Source organism: Actinomycetota bacterium, from assembly GCA_040757835.1.
Lineage (GTDB): Bacteria > Actinomycetota > Geothermincolia > Geothermincolales > RBG-13-55-18 > SURF-21.
In genome coordinates this window covers 1-18,691 of the sequence record JBFLWJ010000013.1, presented here as the reverse complement: position 1 = coordinate 18,691, position 18,691 = coordinate 1, and the positions used below count along the sequence as shown (strand labels likewise).

The 18,691-nt window shown below is 60.1% G+C and carries 15 protein-coding genes; 7 read left to right on the top strand and 8 right to left on the bottom strand.

All coding sequences use genetic code 11. The features are described 5' to 3' along the window. Positions 1 to 130: 130 nt before the first annotated feature. Genes AB1384_10820 through AB1384_10810 form a run of 3 tightly spaced genes read right to left on the bottom strand, consistent with a single transcriptional unit; the run spans position 131 to position 2,964 of the window. Positions 131 to 1,216, bottom strand: coding sequence for a 4Fe-4S binding protein (locus tag AB1384_10820; protein ID MEW6554765.1), 1,086 nt, complete (start codon positions 1,214 to 1,216; stop codon positions 131 to 133). 39 nt (positions 1,217 to 1,255) lie between these two features. After that, positions 1,256 to 2,320: a 4Fe-4S binding protein gene (locus AB1384_10815; GenBank protein ID MEW6554764.1), complete on the bottom strand. Its 1,065-nt coding sequence runs from the start codon at positions 2,318 to 2,320 to the stop codon at positions 1,256 to 1,258. 5 nt (positions 2,321 to 2,325) lie between these two features. Next, on the bottom strand, positions 2,326 to 2,964 hold the full coding sequence (locus AB1384_10810; protein ID MEW6554763.1) for a TetR family transcriptional regulator C-terminal domain-containing protein: 639 nt from the start codon (positions 2,962 to 2,964) through the stop codon (positions 2,326 to 2,328). A gap of 158 nt (positions 2,965 to 3,122) precedes the next feature. On the opposite strand from AB1384_10810, the gene AB1384_10805 reads away from it, so the two are divergent. After that, positions 3,123 to 3,605 (top strand): inorganic diphosphatase, encoded by a 483-nt coding sequence (locus tag AB1384_10805; protein ID MEW6554762.1) that lies wholly within the window; start codon positions 3,123 to 3,125, stop codon positions 3,603 to 3,605. Positions 3,606 to 3,609: 4 nt separating this feature from the next. Here the strand turns inward: AB1384_10805 and AB1384_10800 are convergent, their stop codons facing one another. After that, positions 3,610 to 4,479: an SDR family NAD(P)-dependent oxidoreductase gene (locus AB1384_10800; protein MEW6554761.1), complete on the bottom strand. Its 870-nt coding sequence runs from the start codon at positions 4,477 to 4,479 to the stop codon at positions 3,610 to 3,612. Positions 4,480 to 4,780: 301 nt separating this feature from the next. Here AB1384_10800 and AB1384_10795 point away from each other — a divergent pair, with 301 nt between their 5' ends. From AB1384_10795 to AB1384_10780, 4 genes are read left to right on the top strand one after another with little or no spacing between them, the layout of a single operon-like run. Further along, complete coding sequence (locus tag AB1384_10795) at positions 4,781 to 6,262, top strand: FAD-dependent oxidoreductase (protein ID MEW6554760.1); 1,482 nt, start codon at positions 4,781 to 4,783, stop codon at positions 6,260 to 6,262. Next, the gene (locus AB1384_10790) at positions 6,255 to 7,508 is read left to right on the top strand and encodes an FAD-dependent oxidoreductase (GenBank protein ID MEW6554759.1); all 1,254 of its coding nucleotides are present in this window, start codon (positions 6,255 to 6,257) and stop codon (positions 7,506 to 7,508) included. The genes AB1384_10795 and AB1384_10790 overlap by 8 nt, the downstream gene beginning before the upstream one ends. A gap of 1 nt (position 7,509) precedes the next feature. After that, positions 7,510 to 7,893, top strand: a complete 384-nt coding sequence (locus AB1384_10785) for a DUF1667 domain-containing protein (GenBank protein ID MEW6554758.1) — start codon at positions 7,510 to 7,512, stop codon at positions 7,891 to 7,893. Positions 7,894 to 7,895: 2 nt separating this feature from the next. Continuing rightward, the gene (locus AB1384_10780; GenBank protein MEW6554757.1) at positions 7,896 to 8,777 is read left to right on the top strand and encodes a heme-binding protein; all 882 of its coding nucleotides are present in this window, start codon (positions 7,896 to 7,898) and stop codon (positions 8,775 to 8,777) included. 151 nt (positions 8,778 to 8,928) lie between these two features. Here the strand turns inward: AB1384_10780 and AB1384_10775 are convergent, their stop codons facing one another. Beyond that, positions 8,929 to 11,793 (bottom strand): alkaline phosphatase family protein, encoded by a 2,865-nt coding sequence (locus tag AB1384_10775; GenBank protein MEW6554756.1) that lies wholly within the window; start codon positions 11,791 to 11,793, stop codon positions 8,929 to 8,931. A 214-nt stretch (positions 11,794 to 12,007) separates the two neighbouring features. Here AB1384_10775 and AB1384_10770 point away from each other — a divergent pair, with 214 nt between their 5' ends. Beyond that, entirely contained in the window at positions 12,008 to 13,528 is a 1,521-nt protein-coding gene (locus AB1384_10770) for a long-chain-fatty-acid--CoA ligase (protein MEW6554755.1), read from the top strand. A 167-nt stretch (positions 13,529 to 13,695) separates the two neighbouring features. After that, positions 13,696 to 14,136, top strand: coding sequence for a hypothetical protein (locus AB1384_10765; GenBank protein MEW6554754.1), 441 nt, complete (start codon positions 13,696 to 13,698; stop codon positions 14,134 to 14,136). 220 nt (positions 14,137 to 14,356) lie between these two features. Here AB1384_10765 and AB1384_10760 read toward each other — a convergent pair whose 3' ends face one another. The 3 genes from AB1384_10760 to AB1384_10750 all read right to left on the bottom strand — a co-directional run. Continuing rightward, positions 14,357 to 14,992, bottom strand: coding sequence for a hypothetical protein (locus AB1384_10760; protein MEW6554753.1), 636 nt, complete (start codon positions 14,990 to 14,992; stop codon positions 14,357 to 14,359). A 121-nt stretch (positions 14,993 to 15,113) separates the two neighbouring features. Then, positions 15,114 to 17,720: a DEAD/DEAH box helicase family protein gene (locus AB1384_10755; protein MEW6554752.1), complete on the bottom strand. Its 2,607-nt coding sequence runs from the start codon at positions 17,718 to 17,720 to the stop codon at positions 15,114 to 15,116. A 1-nt stretch (position 17,721) separates the two neighbouring features. Beyond that, positions 17,722 to 18,691, bottom strand: a 970-nt coding sequence (locus AB1384_10750; GenBank protein ID MEW6554751.1) for a DNA methyltransferase, incomplete at its 5' end; no start/stop codon positions are given.

The window sequence follows — 18,691 nt, the reverse complement described above, 5'->3', positions numbered from 1 at the left end:
GTCAGGTCTTGGATTAGGATTCCAGAATTTGGAAATAGAGACATACCTGATCATCGCCTATGAAAATCCCTTTACTATCTTTAGATACCGGAGTATCCAAAATCCAAGACCTGGCCCCCTTAATGACCTCTTAAGGTTTGATGACCTCGAGGAAGGCCTCCAGCTTGCCCTTCTCCTGCAGGATCTTCATGCCCATCTCGCCGGTAGTCCGCGGGGGTTCGCGGTATTCCTCGTCTCTGACCAGGCGCAGGGCTTCCTCGGGGCAACCGCTGACGCAGAGCCCGCATCCGATGCAGCGGTCGCGGGCCACCACCGCGGCCCCTTCAACCACTTCGATGGCGCCGACGGGGCACCTCTCGTCCGCGCAGATACCGCAACCCGTGCACAGCTCCGTATCGACCGCCGGAGAAAACCCGGAGGGGGTGAAGACCGGCGCGTTGCCCCATTGCAGGCTCATGCGCAGCAGGCCGCAGCAGCAGGTGCAGCAGTTGCACACGAAGGTCAGGCTCTCCTGCACATTGTTGATCTGGTGCACCAGGCCCGCCTCGTCGAACTCCCGCAGCTTCTCTTTCATCTCCTCCTTGCTGAGATAGCGGCCGAACCCCCGCTCCACCAGGTAGGTGCAGGTCTCGTCGAAGAGCATGCACGCCTCTCGCGGCGCGTTGCACCTGCGTTCCATGTCACGGCAGGCGCAAGTGCCGATGCCCACCACCCTGGCGTTGTCGATCATCTCGTAGACCTTCTGGTAGGGGAGGACGCCCGGCTCGCTCTCCACCTCCTCCTGGATGGGGATGATGCGGGAGAACCTGGTCTCGGTGCCGCCGAACTCCCTGCCCAGTTTCGGCAGGTAGCTCCTCCACAGGGGGGTCAGCCTGGCGCGCATCTCCTCGCTCATCCCTTTCATGTAGGGGAATTCGAAGATACCGGGCATGACCGGGAGGAGGGCATATCCGCGCACCCCCTCCTTTTCACGCACGAAGACCACCGCCTTGTCGGCCAGGGAAACCAGGCACCTCTCGGCGGTAGCTTCATCGACTCCGGCGCGGCGGGCGACATCGGCCACCTTGAAGGGCCGGAAACCCAGCCCCAGGGCCACCTCCGCCTCCTCCACGGTGAAGAACGCCTGCAATATCTCGATGATCTCGGGCGCGGCCGGGCACCCGGTTGGATGCCGGTCCAATAACTCCCGCAGCCGCTCGTAAACAACATCCGTCATGTACATCCTCCTCCTCGGATCGCGGAGACCTTTCTCCCGCTATTGCTTCTCTGCCATCTGCGCGGCCACGAACTCTGGCAGAGAGAGGATCTCCCCGGCGTCCCCGCGGCGCTGCAGCACCAGGGCCTCCCCCGAACAGGTGGGGATGCACACGCCGCATCCCAGGCACAGGGTCTCGTCCACCCGGGCTGTCTCCCCGTCGTCCAGGGCGATGGCCCCCACCGGGCAGCGCTCCTGGCAGTCGCCGCACCCGACGCAGGACTCCTCGTCCACCGCGGCGGCATAGCTGGAGGGGGACATGGCGTTGGCGTAGCCCAGTTCTTTCCTGGCCTGGATGAAACCGCAGCAGCAGCCGCAGCAGCAGCAGATGGTGGAGACCTTGCCCCCGTAGTTGTCAGTGGAGAAGACCAGCCCCTCCTCGTGGGCCTCGCGCAGCTTGCGCAGGGTCTCCTCCAGGGTCACCTCCCTGCCCATGCCCTGTTCGACCATGTAGCGCCCCATGGAGCCGAAGTGGAAGCAGTTCTCGCGCTCGTGCTCGCACCCCTCGCCTACGTACGCCCTGAACTGGCGGCAGGGGCAGTAGGCCACCACGCGGTAGTCGGCCTCCTCCACCAGCTTGCTCACCGTCTCGAAGGGCAGCACCTCCGTGCCGGAGGCGATCTCCTCTGCGATGGGCACCACCCTCAGGATGGGGGTCTTGCGGTCGCCGATCTCCTTGGCGAAGGCGGCCTTGAAATAGCTGTTCCACAACGGGGCCAGGGCTCGCACCCTCTCGTTGTCCTGGCCGGGCCAGAAGGGCGTCTCGGAGAAACCAACCACCGTGGGGAGCAGGCGGTATTTCGCAACCCCGCCCTTTACGCTCCGGAACACGGTCCCCTTGGAGACCATGCCGTCCAGCGTGCCCTCCAGCTCCCCGACCGGCATGCCCACCGCGTCCGAGATCTCCTCCAGGGTAGAGTTCATGAAGGGCAGGCTCTTCCCCAACTCCGCCTCCTCCGGGGTGAAAAGGATGCGCAGTATCCCCATGAGCTCGTCACTCATGGGGGCCCCGATGGGCATCTCGTCCAGGTGCTTCGCCAGGGCCACGTAAACGTCGTCCGCCATGTGCATTACCTCCTCTTGACCGCATGAGTTCTTTCTTGCAGGTCCGTGAACTGCTTGAGTATCAGGGCCACGCTGTTGCGCATGGGCGCGGGGTCCTGGGTGACCTTGCTGATCATGATCCCGCCCTCCAGGGCGCTGATGGCGAAATCCGCGTAGCTGGCACTGTCGAAGTCCTGTGGAAGCTCCCCCTCGAGCCTCATCTTCTCCAGTTCCGAGGCGATGAGCCGTGACCAGTCGTGGAAGGCCCGGGCTATCCTCTCCCGGAAGGCATCGTTGGAATGGCTGGTCTCCAGTGCCAGGTTCCCCAGGATGCAGCCGCGCGAGCAGTCCGCCGCCTCCACGATGTCCTGGCTGCAACGGAGCATGGCCTCGACACGCTCGTAGGGCGTGAGGTCATGCCGGTCCAGGGACTCCCGCATTCTTCCCAGGATGTGGCTGGAGGCGTTCTCGATAACCGCGTAACCGAGCTCCTCCTTGGATGCGAAGTGGAAGTAGAAGCTGCCCTTGGTCACCCCCGCCGCGGCGATGACGTCGTCCACGGTGGTCCTGGCGAACCCTTTTTCGTACATGAGCAGGGTGGCGTGGCCGACGATGCGCCGGCGCGTCTTCTCTCCCCTGGCGGTCCTGGCAATGGTCTCGGGCAACGCGCTCCCCTTAAACATACCAACTAGTCGGTTTATCTTACAGCGAGCGACCTCCCCCCGTCAACGTGGCCGGTGGTGGAAATGGAAATCCTGGCGGGCAAAGTATTATACTCGGCTTTGTCCCGGCGCGATGGCGGATTGCAGAGGGGTGATAGCATATGGACAACCGGTTTCCAGATATTATCAAAGTCATCGTGGAGATACCCAAGGGCTCACGCAACAAGTACGAGTACGATCCGGAAAGCGGCAGGATCAAGCTGAACCGCGTCCTCTCCAGTTCCGTCCACTACCCCGCTGATTACGGCTACGCGATTGGCACCATGGCCGAGGACGGCGACGAGGTGGATGTGCTGGTGCTCATCGAGGAGCCCACCTTCCCCGGTTGCCTCGTCGAGGCCAAACCCATAGGCTACCTGGAGATGCGGGACGAGAAGGGCGGGGACAACAAGGTGATCGGCGTGCCCCTCAGCGATCCCCGCTGGGGGCAGATCAAGGACCTGTACGAGCTGCCGGAATCCCTCCTCGATGAGATAGAGAACTTCTTCCTCACCTACAAGAGGCTGGAGGGGCACGAGGTCCGCAGCGAGGGGTGGCACAACGCCCGCAAGGCCAAGGACTACTTGAGCGACAGCAGGGCCTGAACCCTCAGATGGACTGCATGGTGCGCTTGGGGACTTTCTTCCGCCACCAGGCGAAGAACTTGGCCACACCCAGCCCGGAACGGGTGGCGAGGCGGGGGAAGAGGCGGCGGTAGTGGTACATGGTCCTGCTGGGCAGGCCCGGGATGAGCAGGAACCTGTCATGGGTGATGGCCTCGACCACGCGGAAGGCCAGCTTGCGGGGTGAGCCGCCCAGGCTGAGCAGTAACCTCTCCACCAGACGCGCCCCCCTGAAGTGGAGGGGAAAGTCCTTCAGGGTGGAGGTGTTCGCGAGGGGCGTCTTCACATAACCGGGACAGACCAGGGTCACGCCCACACCGTTGCCCCTGAGGTCGTAATGCAGGACCTCGGTGAGCCCGGTCACGGCGAACTTGCTCGCGCAGTAAGCCGACTGCCCCGGGATCGGTATGATGCCGTCTATGGACCCGATGTTTACGACGTGGCCGCACCCGCGCTCCGTCATCGCCGGCACGAAGGTCTCGATGGTGTTGATGGTGCCCATGAGGTTGACGTCTATGATGCGCTGCCACTCCTCGTGCTCGGTGGCGGTGACGTGGGCGATGAGGGTGATGCCGGCACAATTGACCAGGATGTCCGGGCTCAAGCCCTCCGCCTCCAGCTCGTCCTTGATCCTCCGCAGCTCCTCGATGCTGGTCACGTCGGCCTGGTAGCCGTACGCCTCGTAACCCTCACCCTTGAGTTCCCCCACGGCCCGGTCGAGGGAATCACGGCTGACGTCGAGGACGATGGGTACGGCCCCCCTGTTCGCGAGCCTCGCCGCGATGGCGAAACCTATGCCGCTCCCGCCCCCTGTTATAAGTGCTGTCTTGCCCCTGATGTCGAACTTGTTCCTCATATCGCAATCTCCCATTCATTTCTATCACATCCGTCAAGGCCGCACACTGACCCGCGTTACCTTCGTCATCTGGCGCGGCCGCGGACAGCTCCGCTGACTCACGGCTCCTTTAACCAGGATAATTGAAATTAGAAAACTTTGCAATATGCAATTAACTAGTGGTTACCCCCCGCTTTTCGCCGCCGTGCCCGATACACATAACGGCGGTGCATCCTGCGGGAGAAACCGTTCGCCGTGTAGGTTTACATATGCTCTATACTATTTACTATGGCCGCTACGTGAAGAGGGAGGGGGATTCGCCATGCCTGATCTCGAGACCGAGGTCCTCATCATCGGCGCCGGCATCCTCGGCGCCGCCACCGCCAGGGAGCTGTCAAGGTACAAGACCGACGTCACCGTGGTCGAGAAGAGGGCCGACGTTGGCTGGGGCATCACCAAGGCCAACGTCGGCGTGGTCTGCCAGGGCAGGGACACCCTGGAGTTCCGTCCCGAGTACCACCGCACCAGGCTGCTCTGGAGGGCCCTGCCGCTCATGGAGCCCCTGTGCGAGGAGCTCGAGGTCCCCTTCATTCGGGTGGGGGGCTGGCTGCTCATCCGGGACCAGGTGAAGAAAGAGAAGCTGGACAAGCTGGCCAGGCGCACCGAGAGCCTGGGCCTGGGGTCGGACAAATACTACGCTTACAGCGAGCTGAGGGAGCTGGAGCCCTTCATATCGCCGGAGATAAAGGGCGGGCTCCACGACCCGGAGATCGCCGTGGTGCACCCCGTCTACCTCACCCAGGCCATGATGGAGAACGCCACCGCCAACGGGGCCAGGCTGATGCTGGAGACCGAGGTGACCGGAATCGAGGCGGAGCACGGCGGGTTCACGGTGCGGACGGACCAGGGGGAGATAAAGGCGCGCTACCTCATCAACGCGGCCGGCGAGTGGGTTGACCGCATAGCGGCCATGCTGGGCGCCGACGACTTCGTCCTCTTCCCCATCAAGGGCCAGGTGGGCGTGCTGGACAGGAACTGCTCCGAGCTGGCGAGCAGCCTGCTGGCGGTGATACCGGAGGAGCCCGGAGACATGAACATCGTGGTGCCCACGGTCGAGGGCAACCTGCTCTTCGGCATCCAGTTGCAGATAAACAGGCGCCACGACCGTTCCACAACCGAGCACATGACCAGGCTGGCGCTGAAGAACGCCCGCAAGCTCATCCCGGACATCTCGGACAAGGACGTCATCAACTCCTTCTGCGGCTACCTCATGTTCCGCAACTTCGAGATCGGTTGGCACGAATGCGAGGTGGCCATGTCCGAGCGCGTGCCCCGCTTCATCAACATGACCATCGGTTACCCCGGGGTGAGCGCCAGCCCGGGCGCGGCCCTGGAGGTGGTGGAGATACTGCAGAAGGACGGCCTGCAGATGGAGCCGGACCCGAAGTTCAACCCCCACCGCAAGGACATCCCCGATTTCAGCAAGCTCTCGGACAAGGAGAGGGCCGCTCTGGTCAAGAAGGACCCGCGCTACGGGCACGTGGTCTGCCGCTGCGAGACGGTGACCGAGGGCGAGATAGTCGAGGCCGTAAAGCGCGGCGCCACCACCCTGGACGGCGTGAAGTTCAGGGTGCGTCCCGGCACCGGCCGCTGCCAGGGCGGGTTCTGCGGCCCCCGCGTCACCCGCATCATCGCCAGGGAACTGGGCATCCCGGAGACCGAGGTCACCAAGGCGGGGAGGGACTCCACCCAGGTGCCCCTGCGGACCAAGCAGCTCCTGGAGAAAGGGGGCAGAGATGGCTAAACGGGTCGACGTCGCCGTGATCGGGGCGGGGCCCGCGGGGCTGGCCGCCGCCATCGCCGCCCGCGAGCAGGGAGCGGAGAACGTGCTCATCATCGAGAGGGCGGAACAGCTGGGAGGGTTGCTCCCGCAATGCATCCACAACGGTTTCGGGTTGGTCTATTTCGAGCAGGATATGACGGGGCCGGAATACGAGAAGGCCTTCATGGACAGAGCCGTGGACATGGGCGTGGAGACACAGTTGGAGACCATGGTCATCGACCTGGACGAAAAGAGGGAGATAACCGCGGTGAGCCGCAAACACGGCTACATGAAGTTCAGGCCGGGAGCGGTGGTGCTGGCCATGGGCTGCCGCGAGAGGTCGCGGGGGGCGGTGGGGATACCGGGCACCAGGCCGGCCGGGGTGCTTACGGCCGGGACCTGCCAGAGGTTCGTGAACATAGAGGGATACATGCCCGGCTCGCGCTACGTCGTCCTGGGCTCAGGAGACATCGGTATGATCATGGCCCGACGCCTCACCCTGGAGGGGGCGAAGGTCGAGGCGGTGGTGGAGATCATGCCCTGGCCGGGGGGCCTCATCCGCAACGAGGTGCAGTGCCTGCACGATTTCGGCATCCCCCTGCTGCTGGAGCATACCGTATCCTTCATCCACGGCGAGGAGAGGGTGGAGGGGGTTACGGTGTGCAGGGTGGACGCACAGCGGCAGCCCATGCAGGGCACCGAGAGGCTCATCCCCTGTGACTGCCTGCTCATCTCCGCCGGCCTCATCCCCGAGAACGAGCTCTCCAGGAGGGCAGGCGTCGCGCTCGACCCCGTGACCGGAGGACCGGTGGTGGACCAGGACCGCCAGACCAGCGTCCCGGGTATCTTCGCCGGCGGCAACGTGGTACAGGTGCACGACCTGGTGGACTGGGTGAGCAGGGAGGCGGAGGTGGCCGGACGCTCCGCCGCCGTCTTCGCGGACAAGGGAAGAGCAAAGCGCACCGCGGGGATCAAGGTCGTCCCTGGAAAGAACGTCAGGTACGTCGTCCCCCAGCTCATCTCCGGCGCCGGCGACGTGACCCTGCACATGCGGGTCAAGGAGCCCGGGCTCAGCGCAAGATTGGACGTGGGCGGCGTGCTCAAAAAGAAGTTCCGCTCCGTACGGCCCAGCGAGATGATCGTCCTCGACCTCGAGGGAGAGGCGCTGCGGAAATCGGGTATCAAAGGGGAACTCGTGGTGGACTGCGACACGAAAGGGAGTGGTTGAGATGGCGCCCCGGGAGACGGTTGTCTGCATAGGGTGCCCGCTGGGATGCCGGGTGACCGTGCTCAGGGACAGGAAAGGCAACATAGCCGGCCTGAAGGGCGCGGACTGCAGGCAGGGTGAGAAGTATGTGCTCAAGGAACTGGAGAACCCGGTGCGCACCCTCACCGCCACCGTGCGTACCGGCGACGAGGGCTTCCCTCTGCTGCCGGTGCGGACCTCGCGTCCGGTCCCCAAGGCGCTGCTGGCGCCCATCATGCAGGAGACGGTGAAGGTGAAGGTAAGACCTCCCGTCAGGACGGGAGACGTTATCGCAAAGAACGTCTCGAAGTCCAGGGCCGACCTCATCGCCACCGCTGACTGGCCGGGACCGCGAGGGGAGGGATGAATATGGCCAATCCCAACGAGATAGACGTGGTCACACTGTACCTCGCGCGCAAGGGGCTGCAGGCGGCGGAGCGCGTGGCGGGCGACCTCATCGGCTGGCCCTGCAGCATCGTGGTGGTGGACAAGGCGGGCGCGGTGATCGCGGGACACCGCATGGAAGGCGCTCCCCCCGCCACCTTCGATATCGGGGTGGAGAAGGCCTGGACCTCGGCGGTCTTCCTCGCCCCCACCCTCATGCTGGGGCGTATGACCGAGCCCCGCACCGCGCTGATGCCCCTGGAGCAGCTCCCGCTGGGCCATCACGGCATGGGGCTTCAGTTCAAGCACAAGGGAAGGCTGACCACCATCATGGGGGGCATCCCCATCCGAGACAAAGACATGGCGGTCATCGGCGGCGTGGGCACCAGCGGCACGCCATCCGCCTCGGACGACAACACCGTTAGCCAGCGCTGCTGGTCGGCCATGTACGACGCCGAGGACCCCCCGCTCGAGAGCAGGCTGGATGCTTATATCGAGGTCGTCGAGGCCGCTATGGCCAAGGCGGAGGAGCTGGGGCTGGCGGTGAGCGTCTGCCTCAGTGACGCGGAGGGCTGGCCCAGGGTGCTCTACCGCATGGACGGCGCCCCTTATCCCACCGCCGAGCTCGCCCGCGACAAGGCGTGGACGGCCGCCGCATTCCGCATGCCCAGTTCGGACATATCCGCCTACGGGGTCAAGGGCCTTCCCGGACTGGGCATACCCGGCGGCGGCTGGAACGAGAGGGTCTGCCCCATACCTGGCGGGATTCCCATCCTCGACGCGGAAGGCGCACTGGCCGGCTCCATCGGCGTGGCGGGAGGTACCAACGCCCAGGACGTGCGCATCGCCAAAGCCGCCACGCACTAAGAATGACGCCTGGCACGTGTGGTCTGCGCACCTGTCGCATCGCGTAAGCGACAGCGACGCCCGCAGGGCGGCGCATGCAAGCATAGATCAGGTAGGCTCGCCTGAAGGGCGCGGTCTCCCGCGCCCCTTGCTGCCCAAAGCTCCGGCCGGGCTAGTCAGGCAGGGGTTCCCCGTCCACGCAGTCCGGGGCTTCCCAGCCCAGTATCCCGTAGATGGTCGGCGCGATATCGCCGATCTCCACCTCTTCCGCGACTACCGTCCCGGGCACGTAGTCCGGCCAGCCCGAGGGCGCCTTGAAGACCAGCGGCATGTGCGCGGTCTGCAGCCCGCCGTGGGCGCCGGGGAAGCCCACCTCCACGCTGTCGGGGACGTTCCCCAGGGTTATGCCCACCGGGTTGATAGCGCTGGCCAGCACCTGGCCGTGTGCCGCGACGTTGTAGTTGTACCTGGGGAAGATGAAGAGGTCCGGCCAGATGTGCCCGCCGGGCTCGTCCGGGTGGTTAGCCCAGAACTCGGAGTATAGCTCCATGGGGCGCACGTGCCCCAGCTCGCCGAAGTCCACCCCGGAGACGGTCTCCTCGCGGTTGATGACCATGAGGGGCTGCACCGGTCCCAGCTCGGGGTCGTCCACGGTATATGACTCCAGGATGCCCTCGATGGCCTGCAGCTTTACGGGGTCGTCGCACCAGATGAAGTTGATCTCCGTCCCCCCGCCCTCGTAGTAGTCCTCGAAGTGGAGCAGGCCCTGGTCCCGCAGGATGAGCCGCAGGTCGAGAACCTCGTAACCGTTGCGGTAGTCCTTCATGTTCTCCATGCCGTGGTCGGAAAGGAGCACGATGATGCTGTTGTCGTAGACACCCCGGTCCTTGAGGAGCTGGACGAAGTCGGCGAAGAGCACATCGATCTCGCGGCAGATGTCCAGGCAGTCGTCCCGCCGCATCCAGGGGCTGAACATGCTCGTGTCGTCAGCCGCCCCCGCGGTGCCCCTGGTGTCCCATTCGCCCGCGTACCAGGAGCTGCCGGTGAAGTGGCCGGTGTTGTCGAGGTCGGAGGCGTTGATATAGCAGACATCGGGGTCTTCCTCGATGATGGAACGCATGAAAGAGTCCATGAGGTAGCGGTCCTCGCAGTGGTTGCCCGGCGTCCTGCCGACGATTAGGGCGACGGGCATGACGTAGAGGCCGAGGCCCAGGATGAGGTTGAACTGGCCGAGCAGCGCCGGGATGAGCACCTCGCGCGTGGTGTCGGTATAGAAGCACGCCGAGAAGGGCCCGCAGAGCGGGTCGGAGGGGTCCTCGTCCGTGCTTGGGTCGCCGGCCGCGCCGTACTTGTAAGGGGGAGGGAAGAAGAGCGGGAAGCGCTCGCTGTTGCCGACGATGTCCACCGTCCTCTCCCCCTCGATGTTGGCCAGCCAGTTCTTGTTCGACCAGAAGCCGGTGAGGGAATCCCCCCCGGTCTCGTCTTTGGCCACCTCGTAGATGCGCTTGATGGGCTCCCCGGAGGGACCGTAACGCATGAGGTCCATGGAGTTGGCGGCGCTTACGATCTCGTCGTGCGCTGTGAACGCGGTGAAGGTGCCTCCCACCATGTACAGGCCCTGGGTCCCCGTGTAGGTGCCGGCGAGGGCGTTGGTATGGTTCATGTCCGTGGCCGAAGGCAGGTAGACCCTGGCGTCGGTGTAGTTCGCCCCCTCGGCGGTGAAGGCGTGCAGATTGGGCATGAGCCAGTCGCCGTCGCTGCCGGGACCGGTGCCGGAGCGGTCAAGGTCCAGGTACTCCGGGTCCATGGAATCGATGGCGAAATAGTAGACGTTGCGCACCTCGGTCACCTCCGCGGCGACCTGCACGCTCTCTGCCCGTCCCAGGCTGCTGGTGGCGGTCACCGTCAGCTCGAGGCGTTCCCCTGGGGCAGCCGCCGGGGAGGACACGGCGGTGAGCACCGCTTGCCCGGTCTGCCGTGGCGCCAGCCCCGTGATGGTGTCCCTGTCCAGGCCCACCTCCCAGTCGCCGGCGCCACCGGTGACGTCCAGGGAGATGTCGGCGGCGGCCGCGTCGAGGTTGGTGACATGGAAGATGAAGGAAGTGGTCTCGCCCGCCATCACCTGGTGCGCGTGGGGACGCATGCCGGCCATGTCGTTGGCGCAGTAGAGCATGCCGGGGTTCATCACCTGCACGGTGACCCTTGAAGTGGCGGCGGTGTACGACCCCGGGCCGAGGATGAAGGTCACGCTCAAGGGCTGGTTCTTGGGCAAGGTGGCGGTGGGGGTGACCTCTGCGTAGAAGTAGACCGGCGTGGAGTAAAGGTAGTTGTGGGTACGACCGGCCGCGGTCAGCTGGGTGATCTCCGCTCCGCCGGTGTTCTCGAACCTCACCTGGCAGGGGAAGTCCGCCTCGTAGGCGAGGTGGTATGTGTCCTGGTTGCCACCCAGGTTGGTGGCCGCGAGGCACCAGGAGAGTGCCCCGCTGCCACAGGCCTGCAGCAGGGGAGAGCGATAGCCCTGACCGGTCAGCAGGTCTCCCGTAGAGTTCTCCAGCTGTGGCTGCGAGGCCAGGGCGGTCACCTTAAGCCAGACGTGGTGCCGCTCGGAGCCGCGCGTGGCGGTGACCTCGATATAGCATACGGTGCCGTCGGGCGTCGCCGGGGAGCACGATACCAGGACCCAGGACTTCGCCGAGGCCCCGGCACCCACGGGTCTCACCAGCGGGGGTATGACCAGGGCGCTGAAATAGGGGGACTCGCTCCGCGCCGACAGCCAGGTCCAGTCGCCACCGGCCGCGATGTTGCGCGTCTCCAGCGGCATCCAGGTGCAGGTCCTTCCCGTGGCGGGGGAGAGGAACTGCTGCGGGAACATGCTGAAGAGGTCGAAGGTGGCCGCCTCATAGGTGGGGGGCGAAGTGCCCGCGGCCCCGAGGCCCGGCCCCAGAGGCACCAAGGTCAGGAGCAGGGCCGCCGCCGAGATGATCGTCACGTAAAACGTGATGCGGCGGTGAATGAAGGTAAAGATCGAAGGTCTCATCGGTATCCCCCTTAAGGTTCGATCGCGTAGATCCCCCAAAGCGATATTAACATGGCCGTCTCGCATAAGCTAAACAGTATCGCGGCGGATGTACACGGCACCATGTTACGAAATGGGCGCGATGGGGAAAATACATTACACCGCCGCCGGGCACGGGCGGGGAGGGAAAAGCAGGGGGCGCTAGGCGCTCACGGATCCAAGCGGAGGTAATCGCATGAACGTGGGAATGCTGGGCGAACAACATGTTGAGAGGGTCGGAGAGACCGTGTCCATGATCTTCGAGGGGCGGGAGATCACCAACGTGGAGACAAGGGAGAAGTCCGGCCGCTTTGCCAACGCCCTCACGGGGCTGGGCATCGGCGTGGACGACGTGGTGGCGGTGACCATGTCCAACTGCCCGGAGGTCTTCGAGGCCTTCGGGGGGATCTACGCCATCGGGGGCACGGCGTTGCCCATCCTCTTCGTCCTCTCCGCCGACGAGTGCCGCTACATCCTGGAGGATTCGGAGGCGGTGGCCGTGGTCACCGATACCATCCTCCTTGCCAAGATACTGGAGGCGGTGGAAGGGCTGGAGAAGCTGCGCCATATCATCGTGGTGGGGGGAGAGGACTCGGAGCGCACCCTCTCTTACGAGAGGCTGCTGGGCGAGAGCTCCCCCGAGTTCGAGATCGTGGACCGTGCGCCGGACGACGTGGCCATCCTCATGTACACATCGGGCACCACCGGCAAGCCCAAGGGGGTCATGCTCACCCACGAGAACCTCATCACGGCAGCCGAGAGCGCCTACCTCGCCAACGAGGTGACCGAGGCCATGATAACCCTGGTGTGCCTGCCCATGGCACACATCTACGGCGTGGGCGCCATGAACTCCGGGAACTTCAGCGAGATCCCTGAGACCAAGGCCATACTCATGCGCTGGTTCGACCCCGAGGAATGCCTGCGCCTGATCGAGAAGTACAGGGTGAACTTCTTCCCCGCCGTCCCCACCATGTACTCGCTCATCCTCAACCACCCCAACGCCGATGCCTACGATACGAGTTCGCTGAAGGACTGCATTGCCGGCGCTGCCCCTCTGCCCCTGGAGCTGAGGCGCGAGTTCATGGCCAAGTTCGATTGCGGCATGCGCCAGCTCTACGGCATGACCGAGACCGCGGGCATGGGAGCTTGCCTGCGGCCAAGCCAGGAATGGCGCGACGGTTCCACCGGAAAGGCCTATCCGAACATGGAACTGGCCATCTTCGACGAGGATGACAACCCGCTGCCGCCCGGCCAGATAGGAGAGATCGTCATCCGGGGACCGCAGGTGATGAAGGGCTATCACAAGCTGCCGCGTGAAACAGAGGAAGCGCTGCGCGGCGGTTGGATGCACAGCGGCGACATCGGATACCTCGATGAGGACGGTTATCTGTATATCACCGACCGCGTTAAGGACATCATCATCAAGGGCGGCGAGAACATCATGCCCATGCAGATAGAAGAGGTCGTCTATACCCATCCCGCCGTGGCCGAGGCGGCGGTCATCGGCATCCCCGACTCCACCTACGGCGAGGAGATCGTGGCCTACGTAGCCCTGAAGCTGGGGGCCGAGGCCTCGGCCGAGGAGATCCTGGAGTTCTGCCGCGAGCGCCTTCCCGCCTTCAAGCAGCCCCGCGAGGTGCGCATCCTGGAGACGCTGCCCAAGAGCTCCATCGGCAAGATCCTCAAGCGCGAGCTGCGCAGCAAGTACAAAGCCTGAGGCGGTCCGTACAGCCGCCGCTGCCTTGTCGCACCGCGGACGCGAAGGTGCCTGTCGGGAAGGCTCAAGGAGAGCGGTCCTTCTAACTCCGCCCGGTAACGGGTAAGCTCCCGCTGTCGGGACAGGCGTCTCTCCGTTACACCTCCGTAGTCTGGAAGGAGAACTCGATGGATGATCTCGCCGTAGCGGCCGGGGTCATGAAGCCGGTAGTGAAGCTGGTAGGGATGGAGAGCCGCATTATGGTACGGGTCCCGCGAGGGAGGAAGATGGTGGAGGCGACAAGCCGGGCACTGGGAAAGCTGACCCCGCGCCTCGCCTTCCTCGGCTTCAGAAAGGAGCCCTCGTACGAGAACGCCATCCACAACTGGGAGGTCTACCTGTCCCTGGTGGGCGCCGGCGACTACGAGAAAGAGGTCCGAGGCCCCCAGGAAAACGTCTATACCTTCCGCAGGTGCCCAGCCGGGTACGCCTGTTCGGAGCACCTGGACGCGTGCGAGGCCACCATGGTGCTGGACGACACCGTGGTGACGGCATCCGGTGCCCGCCTGCGGGTGGACAAGAGTATACCCGTGGACGGCATCTGTGTCGAGTCCATAGTCCCCGCCTGAACCGCATCGGACGGGAAGAATGCTCTCGAAGCACAACGCCTTTCGAGGGCGTGATGCCGGAATTAAGGAATTTGCTGGTAATTATATGTCTTCCTGAACTGCATGTTTACAGGTCACGTTAATGGTATGTGCTGATACTTAATGATATTGAACGATATAGTGGGCACAATTTGGGCACAATTTGTAGAGGGTTCCAACTTAAAGATTCTTTTGACATCGCCTAAATTGAATCCCATATTGCAGCGATATTTTGACATGTTGCTTCAATATCTCTTACGATTCTTGCCCCACCTCTAGCTTTTTTGTACATCTTACCTCGCGGAACATCGATGTATATCGCGTCAGAACTCGCTATATCAATACCTGTGGCAATTGCCGCTTCATAAAGCAGCTGACAGATTACCTTTGGAATCATTATGTCTGGTTCCTTCACCAAGAAATCAAGTTTGATCAACTTCTCCCTATCGTTCTCGCTTACATACAAATCCGGAGTGCAAATAACCCGTACGCCAGCTATGTCCATTGGCAAGCTCAAGTCGCCGAGAAGCGTGTAGGTCTTATTTCCAAAGTAATGTGCATATTGGATGAGGGCTCTGGCATTATTTTTCAAGCGAGAAGCAGTCTGTCCCGTAGCCTGTTCACCAACTAATTTCAATATCGAAGCTTGCTGTCGTAGCCAATCAGTATCTTTGTTATCTTGATGAAACCGGCGGATGTAATCTCTAGCCTCTTTGTAGTAGATAATCTTTGCTCTACTCTCATCATCTGGATTCTTATAGTCCCTTAAGGTTCGACGTTGTGTTGACGGACTTGCTGCCATGTACTTTGCTAAACCTTTAGCATTAATCCTTATCATTCTTCATCCCTCCAACCCCATATTCGTATCAATATCTGATACCTTCACACAATAATCCCTATACTGTAATACACAATATACCATATAATGGTATCTCTAAGAACTATCCTATTCAATTTACTCATGCTCTGATGGCATCATTTATGGCAGACCACTGCGGTCCTCTGGGCATCACGAATATACACTGCCCATTGCTACGAGCCGCCCATAACTCTCCGACGGCGCGTTTCTCCCTTGAATCTTCGTTGCTCCATAAATGCTCGCCCTTGCTTTCCACGACCAAGTATCTGCCATCCGCCAATTCAGCAACGAAATCCGGGTAAAACCTATCTGATGCCGTTTGAAGCCAGAAAGAGGAATCCGGGCGCCTATCTAGATTACGTACCCATCGTTTTACCTGAGGTAATTGGTCGATGAACTGGGCACATTCAAATTCCTCTCCATCCGAGCCCAATTCTCCAACTTGAGGGAAGGCATGTTTCTGGAATTGAAACCTTCCATTGTAATACCAGCGTGGTGCATAAGTAGCCTGGCCGATATCAAGGGTTACATCGGGGCTTGTTTCTATTTCTGCCGCCTGAGGCCCAAAAAGGGTTTTCTGGTATCCCTCTTTTCGCATTTCATCACGATGCTTATCGATTAATGCGGCGATCGCATCGCGAAGGCGGTATCTCTCATGGACAAGCTGATCGACGGTCATTCCGCGGCTCTCGTGAAGGTGGCCAACTACTTGATAGATAAAAAGAGTGGCTTGGGTTCGGGTGATATCCGGATGCAGAATATTTCTATCCAGCCAATTTACTAGCTCGGGCTGCAACCAACCCCTCTCAATCCGCATCATTGAAAGCTGCGAGCGCACTTCCTGAATGAAACGGATTTCTATCGTCCCGGCCTCCGTAACGTCCACTTCACCATCTGTGCGGGCCTCCACTGTAGTAGGAAAATCGCTCTCTGTCAGTACTGGATCGCATTCAGTAAGGCTCCATAAATTGTCAAGGAAGTGGGATTCTTCGAATAGCTCTAGTTGACCGTCTATTCTAATGCATAGTGATGGAACTCTCACCGGCTCCGCTACTTGAGAAAGAACAGCTGTTTTCTGTTGTAACTCCTCATTTAGCCGCTGAATAACTAGCTTGCCTTCCTGTGTTTGAAAACATGCCTCCAATGCACTATGCTCTGGTTCAGTCAAAGCCCCATAGACAGTTAGAGTCTTGTTCCCTGGATCGAATTCCACTCGTTCTTGTAATCTCTCCTCAAGAGAAGAGAGGTCCGGTACCTCGGGTACTTGCTCAGATACATAGGCTGTATAGAGCAAAGTTCCCGATAAAGGCACGTCAGTTGGTTCTTGTGCGATAAATGACTGGGCCTCAATTCTTTCAAAGCCATTCTCAATTAATGCTTCAGCGAGGCTGTTAAGCGTATCAATGAATCTTTGGGAGCTAACCGTCGCATAAGCCCAGTTCAATTCCTCACATTGTTTGCTCTTTGCATTCGGTAGACGAAGTACGCGACCAAGTAACTGCTCAACGTCGCGAGCAGATCCAATATCAGCTACGCTACAGAAAATATATGCAAAGGAACAATCCCATCCTTCCTTCAACGCCTGTTGTGTAATGATGTATCTTATAGGGCAGTCTGTGTCGAAGAGATTTACGTTTTCGATCTCTCTGTGTGTACCTGTAGCCAAGGCAACCTGCTCTTCTGGGACTTTGCAGTCGCTGAGTAAGGCTTCCTTCACTATCTCAGCCGTGATTGTCTCCCTTTCTCTGTGGTGCGGTTGGGACTGCAGCAGGGCAATGGGTCTGATGTATTCACCCGTCATCTCTTGTTCCTTAACACACAACTCTTCAAGGGTTCGCTGTGATTGAACTGTATATGCCAAGATTTCTTTCCAGTCGGGGCTTGTATGCAGCTTTATCGGGAGTTTTATCATTTGCTCGGCTTTAAGTTGTGCCGCTGATGTATGCGCAATCAAATTACTAGCATATTTCCCATGCCCTGGGTCATTTTCCAACTGTGGGGTTGCCGTGAATTCTATTATGCAAGATGGATTGAACCTCTCTAATGTTTCGAAAGATAACCTGGTACGGGCGTTATGAGCTTCGTCCATTATTATTACCGGCTCCCACAATCGCATTACATTTGCCAGCGAATATGGGATTGTACCATCGCCGTTCCTTTCAAGCTTCTCTTCGAGAAAAGATGGCAGGCCATAAAAATGGGGCTGAAGGGCTCCAGCAGAGTCATATATTTTACGGCCTTCTGTATCTTCAACCCTTAATGCCGCAAGGGTCGATACGATTATGCAGGTAGCGCCTCTTAATGTATTAGGCTGGATGAAAAGTGCCTCTGATAGGTCCATTACTTCAACATTGCCAGCGAATGCCGTATCTATGGCCTGTCTATATGAATGATCTCTATCACGCAAAGCCTTAAGTGTCTGCTCACGGATTGCGTTACTAGGAACCAACCAAAGACATACCAAGCGTTCTTGCTGCAGATATTCCTTCGCTGCGATATCCAGGGCATGGCAAGCCATAAAGGTCTTGCCCCCGCCAGTCGGCACACGGATACAAACATATGGTAATTCTCTAAGATTGGGGGCAGGATGGTATGGACGTTGTGTGCAATGATAGAAAGCTGTTGCAGCACCCATTGAGCCTATGTGCGAAAAATACTCACGAAGACAGCGTAAACATTCTTGCTGGTAATTCAACAATGTTAGCATTTCAATTTACCTTAATCCCATAGGGTATTTGTTTGAAGGTGATACCCTCGCGTCGCATTCGCTCCCGTCCTAGCCTGCTACCTTCACCATAGATTACTCTAGGGCCATTGTGTTCCGGTAGCATCGAAAGCGTTGAGGAAGTAAGTATGTTACCTCCATCGATTGTTATATCTCCTAAGACGCCGTTGAAGAGCAGGTATATTGCTACTCCTTCATGAATTCCTAACAGTGGTGACTCATGTTGGTTGACTGTATCAATACTAATTGGATTGCCTGTTTCCGCGAAATATATATGGGCGGCTAGATCTGAGAAGTTAACTTCTGCACTGATGCCACCCTCTTCGTCAAATATTGGTGCACCAAGCCTGCAATAACGGAATCCACCTCCGAGGCCTTCGATGCTTCTTGTGCCCCTCTCGTCATGCTTAGTGAATCCCAGCACTGCACGTTCCAATCGTTGCGCAGTCACATTCTGGCAAACATCCCGTTCCATCTCTACTAGTATGAATCTGCGATTGCCCCCATCAGCTTGGTTTGCTAGCAATACCGCATGTCCTGTGGTGCCACTTCCTGCAAATGAATCAAGTATCAATGAGTCTTGGTCTGAAGCCATTTCAATTATTCTACGGATAAGACGTGTCGGTTTAGGTGTAATAAACACACTCTGAGGATCCTCGAAGTCACAGATACTAAGAAGTTCCTTTTTTGCCTCCTGGGTGTTGCCAACTTCGCCATGCAGCCAAAGGGTATTGGGCACCATGCCCTCTTTGACTTCAGTCAGAAAACGCTTCACACGTGGAATATTGTTGCCACTCTTGCCCCACCAGATGCGTCCATCTTCATTGAGTGAACCGCCCCGACTTTCCTGGAGGCTCCATAGTCTGAGAGGATGGAGCCATGAATACACAAAAGAGATATCCACCGGAGCTGAAAGAACGGGCGGTGCGCATGGTCTTCGACCACGCACCGGA

Bases quoted from the DNA above. Each gene is read 5' to 3' on its own strand.
- AB1384_10820 (MEW6554765.1), bottom strand. From the start codon at position 1,216: ATGACGGATGTTGTTTACGAGCGGCTGCGGGAGTTATTGGACCGGCAT.
- AB1384_10815 (MEW6554764.1), bottom strand. From the start codon at position 2,320: ATGGCGGACGACGTTTACGTGGCCCTGGCGAAGCACCTGGACGAGATG.
- AB1384_10805 (MEW6554762.1), top strand. From the start codon at position 3,123: ATGGACAACCGGTTTCCAGATATTATCAAAGTCATCGTGGAGATACCC.
- AB1384_10800 (MEW6554761.1), bottom strand. From the start codon at position 4,479: ATGAGGAACAAGTTCGACATCAGGGGCAAGACAGCACTTATAACAGGG.
- AB1384_10795 (MEW6554760.1), top strand. From the start codon at position 4,781: ATGCCTGATCTCGAGACCGAGGTCCTCATCATCGGCGCCGGCATCCTC.
- AB1384_10790 (MEW6554759.1), top strand. From the start codon at position 6,255: ATGGCTAAACGGGTCGACGTCGCCGTGATCGGGGCGGGGCCCGCGGGG.
- AB1384_10785 (MEW6554758.1), top strand. From the start codon at position 7,510: ATGGCGCCCCGGGAGACGGTTGTCTGCATAGGGTGCCCGCTGGGATGC.
- AB1384_10780 (MEW6554757.1), top strand. From the start codon at position 7,896: ATGGCCAATCCCAACGAGATAGACGTGGTCACACTGTACCTCGCGCGC.
- AB1384_10775 (MEW6554756.1), bottom strand. From the start codon at position 11,793: ATGAGACCTTCGATCTTTACCTTCATTCACCGCCGCATCACGTTTTAC.
- AB1384_10770 (MEW6554755.1), top strand. From the start codon at position 12,008: ATGAACGTGGGAATGCTGGGCGAACAACATGTTGAGAGGGTCGGAGAG.
- AB1384_10765 (MEW6554754.1), top strand. From the start codon at position 13,696: ATGGATGATCTCGCCGTAGCGGCCGGGGTCATGAAGCCGGTAGTGAAG.
- AB1384_10760 (MEW6554753.1), bottom strand. From the start codon at position 14,992: ATGATAAGGATTAATGCTAAAGGTTTAGCAAAGTACATGGCAGCAAGT.
- AB1384_10755 (MEW6554752.1), bottom strand. From the start codon at position 17,720: ATGCTAACATTGTTGAATTACCAGCAAGAATGTTTACGCTGTCTTCGT.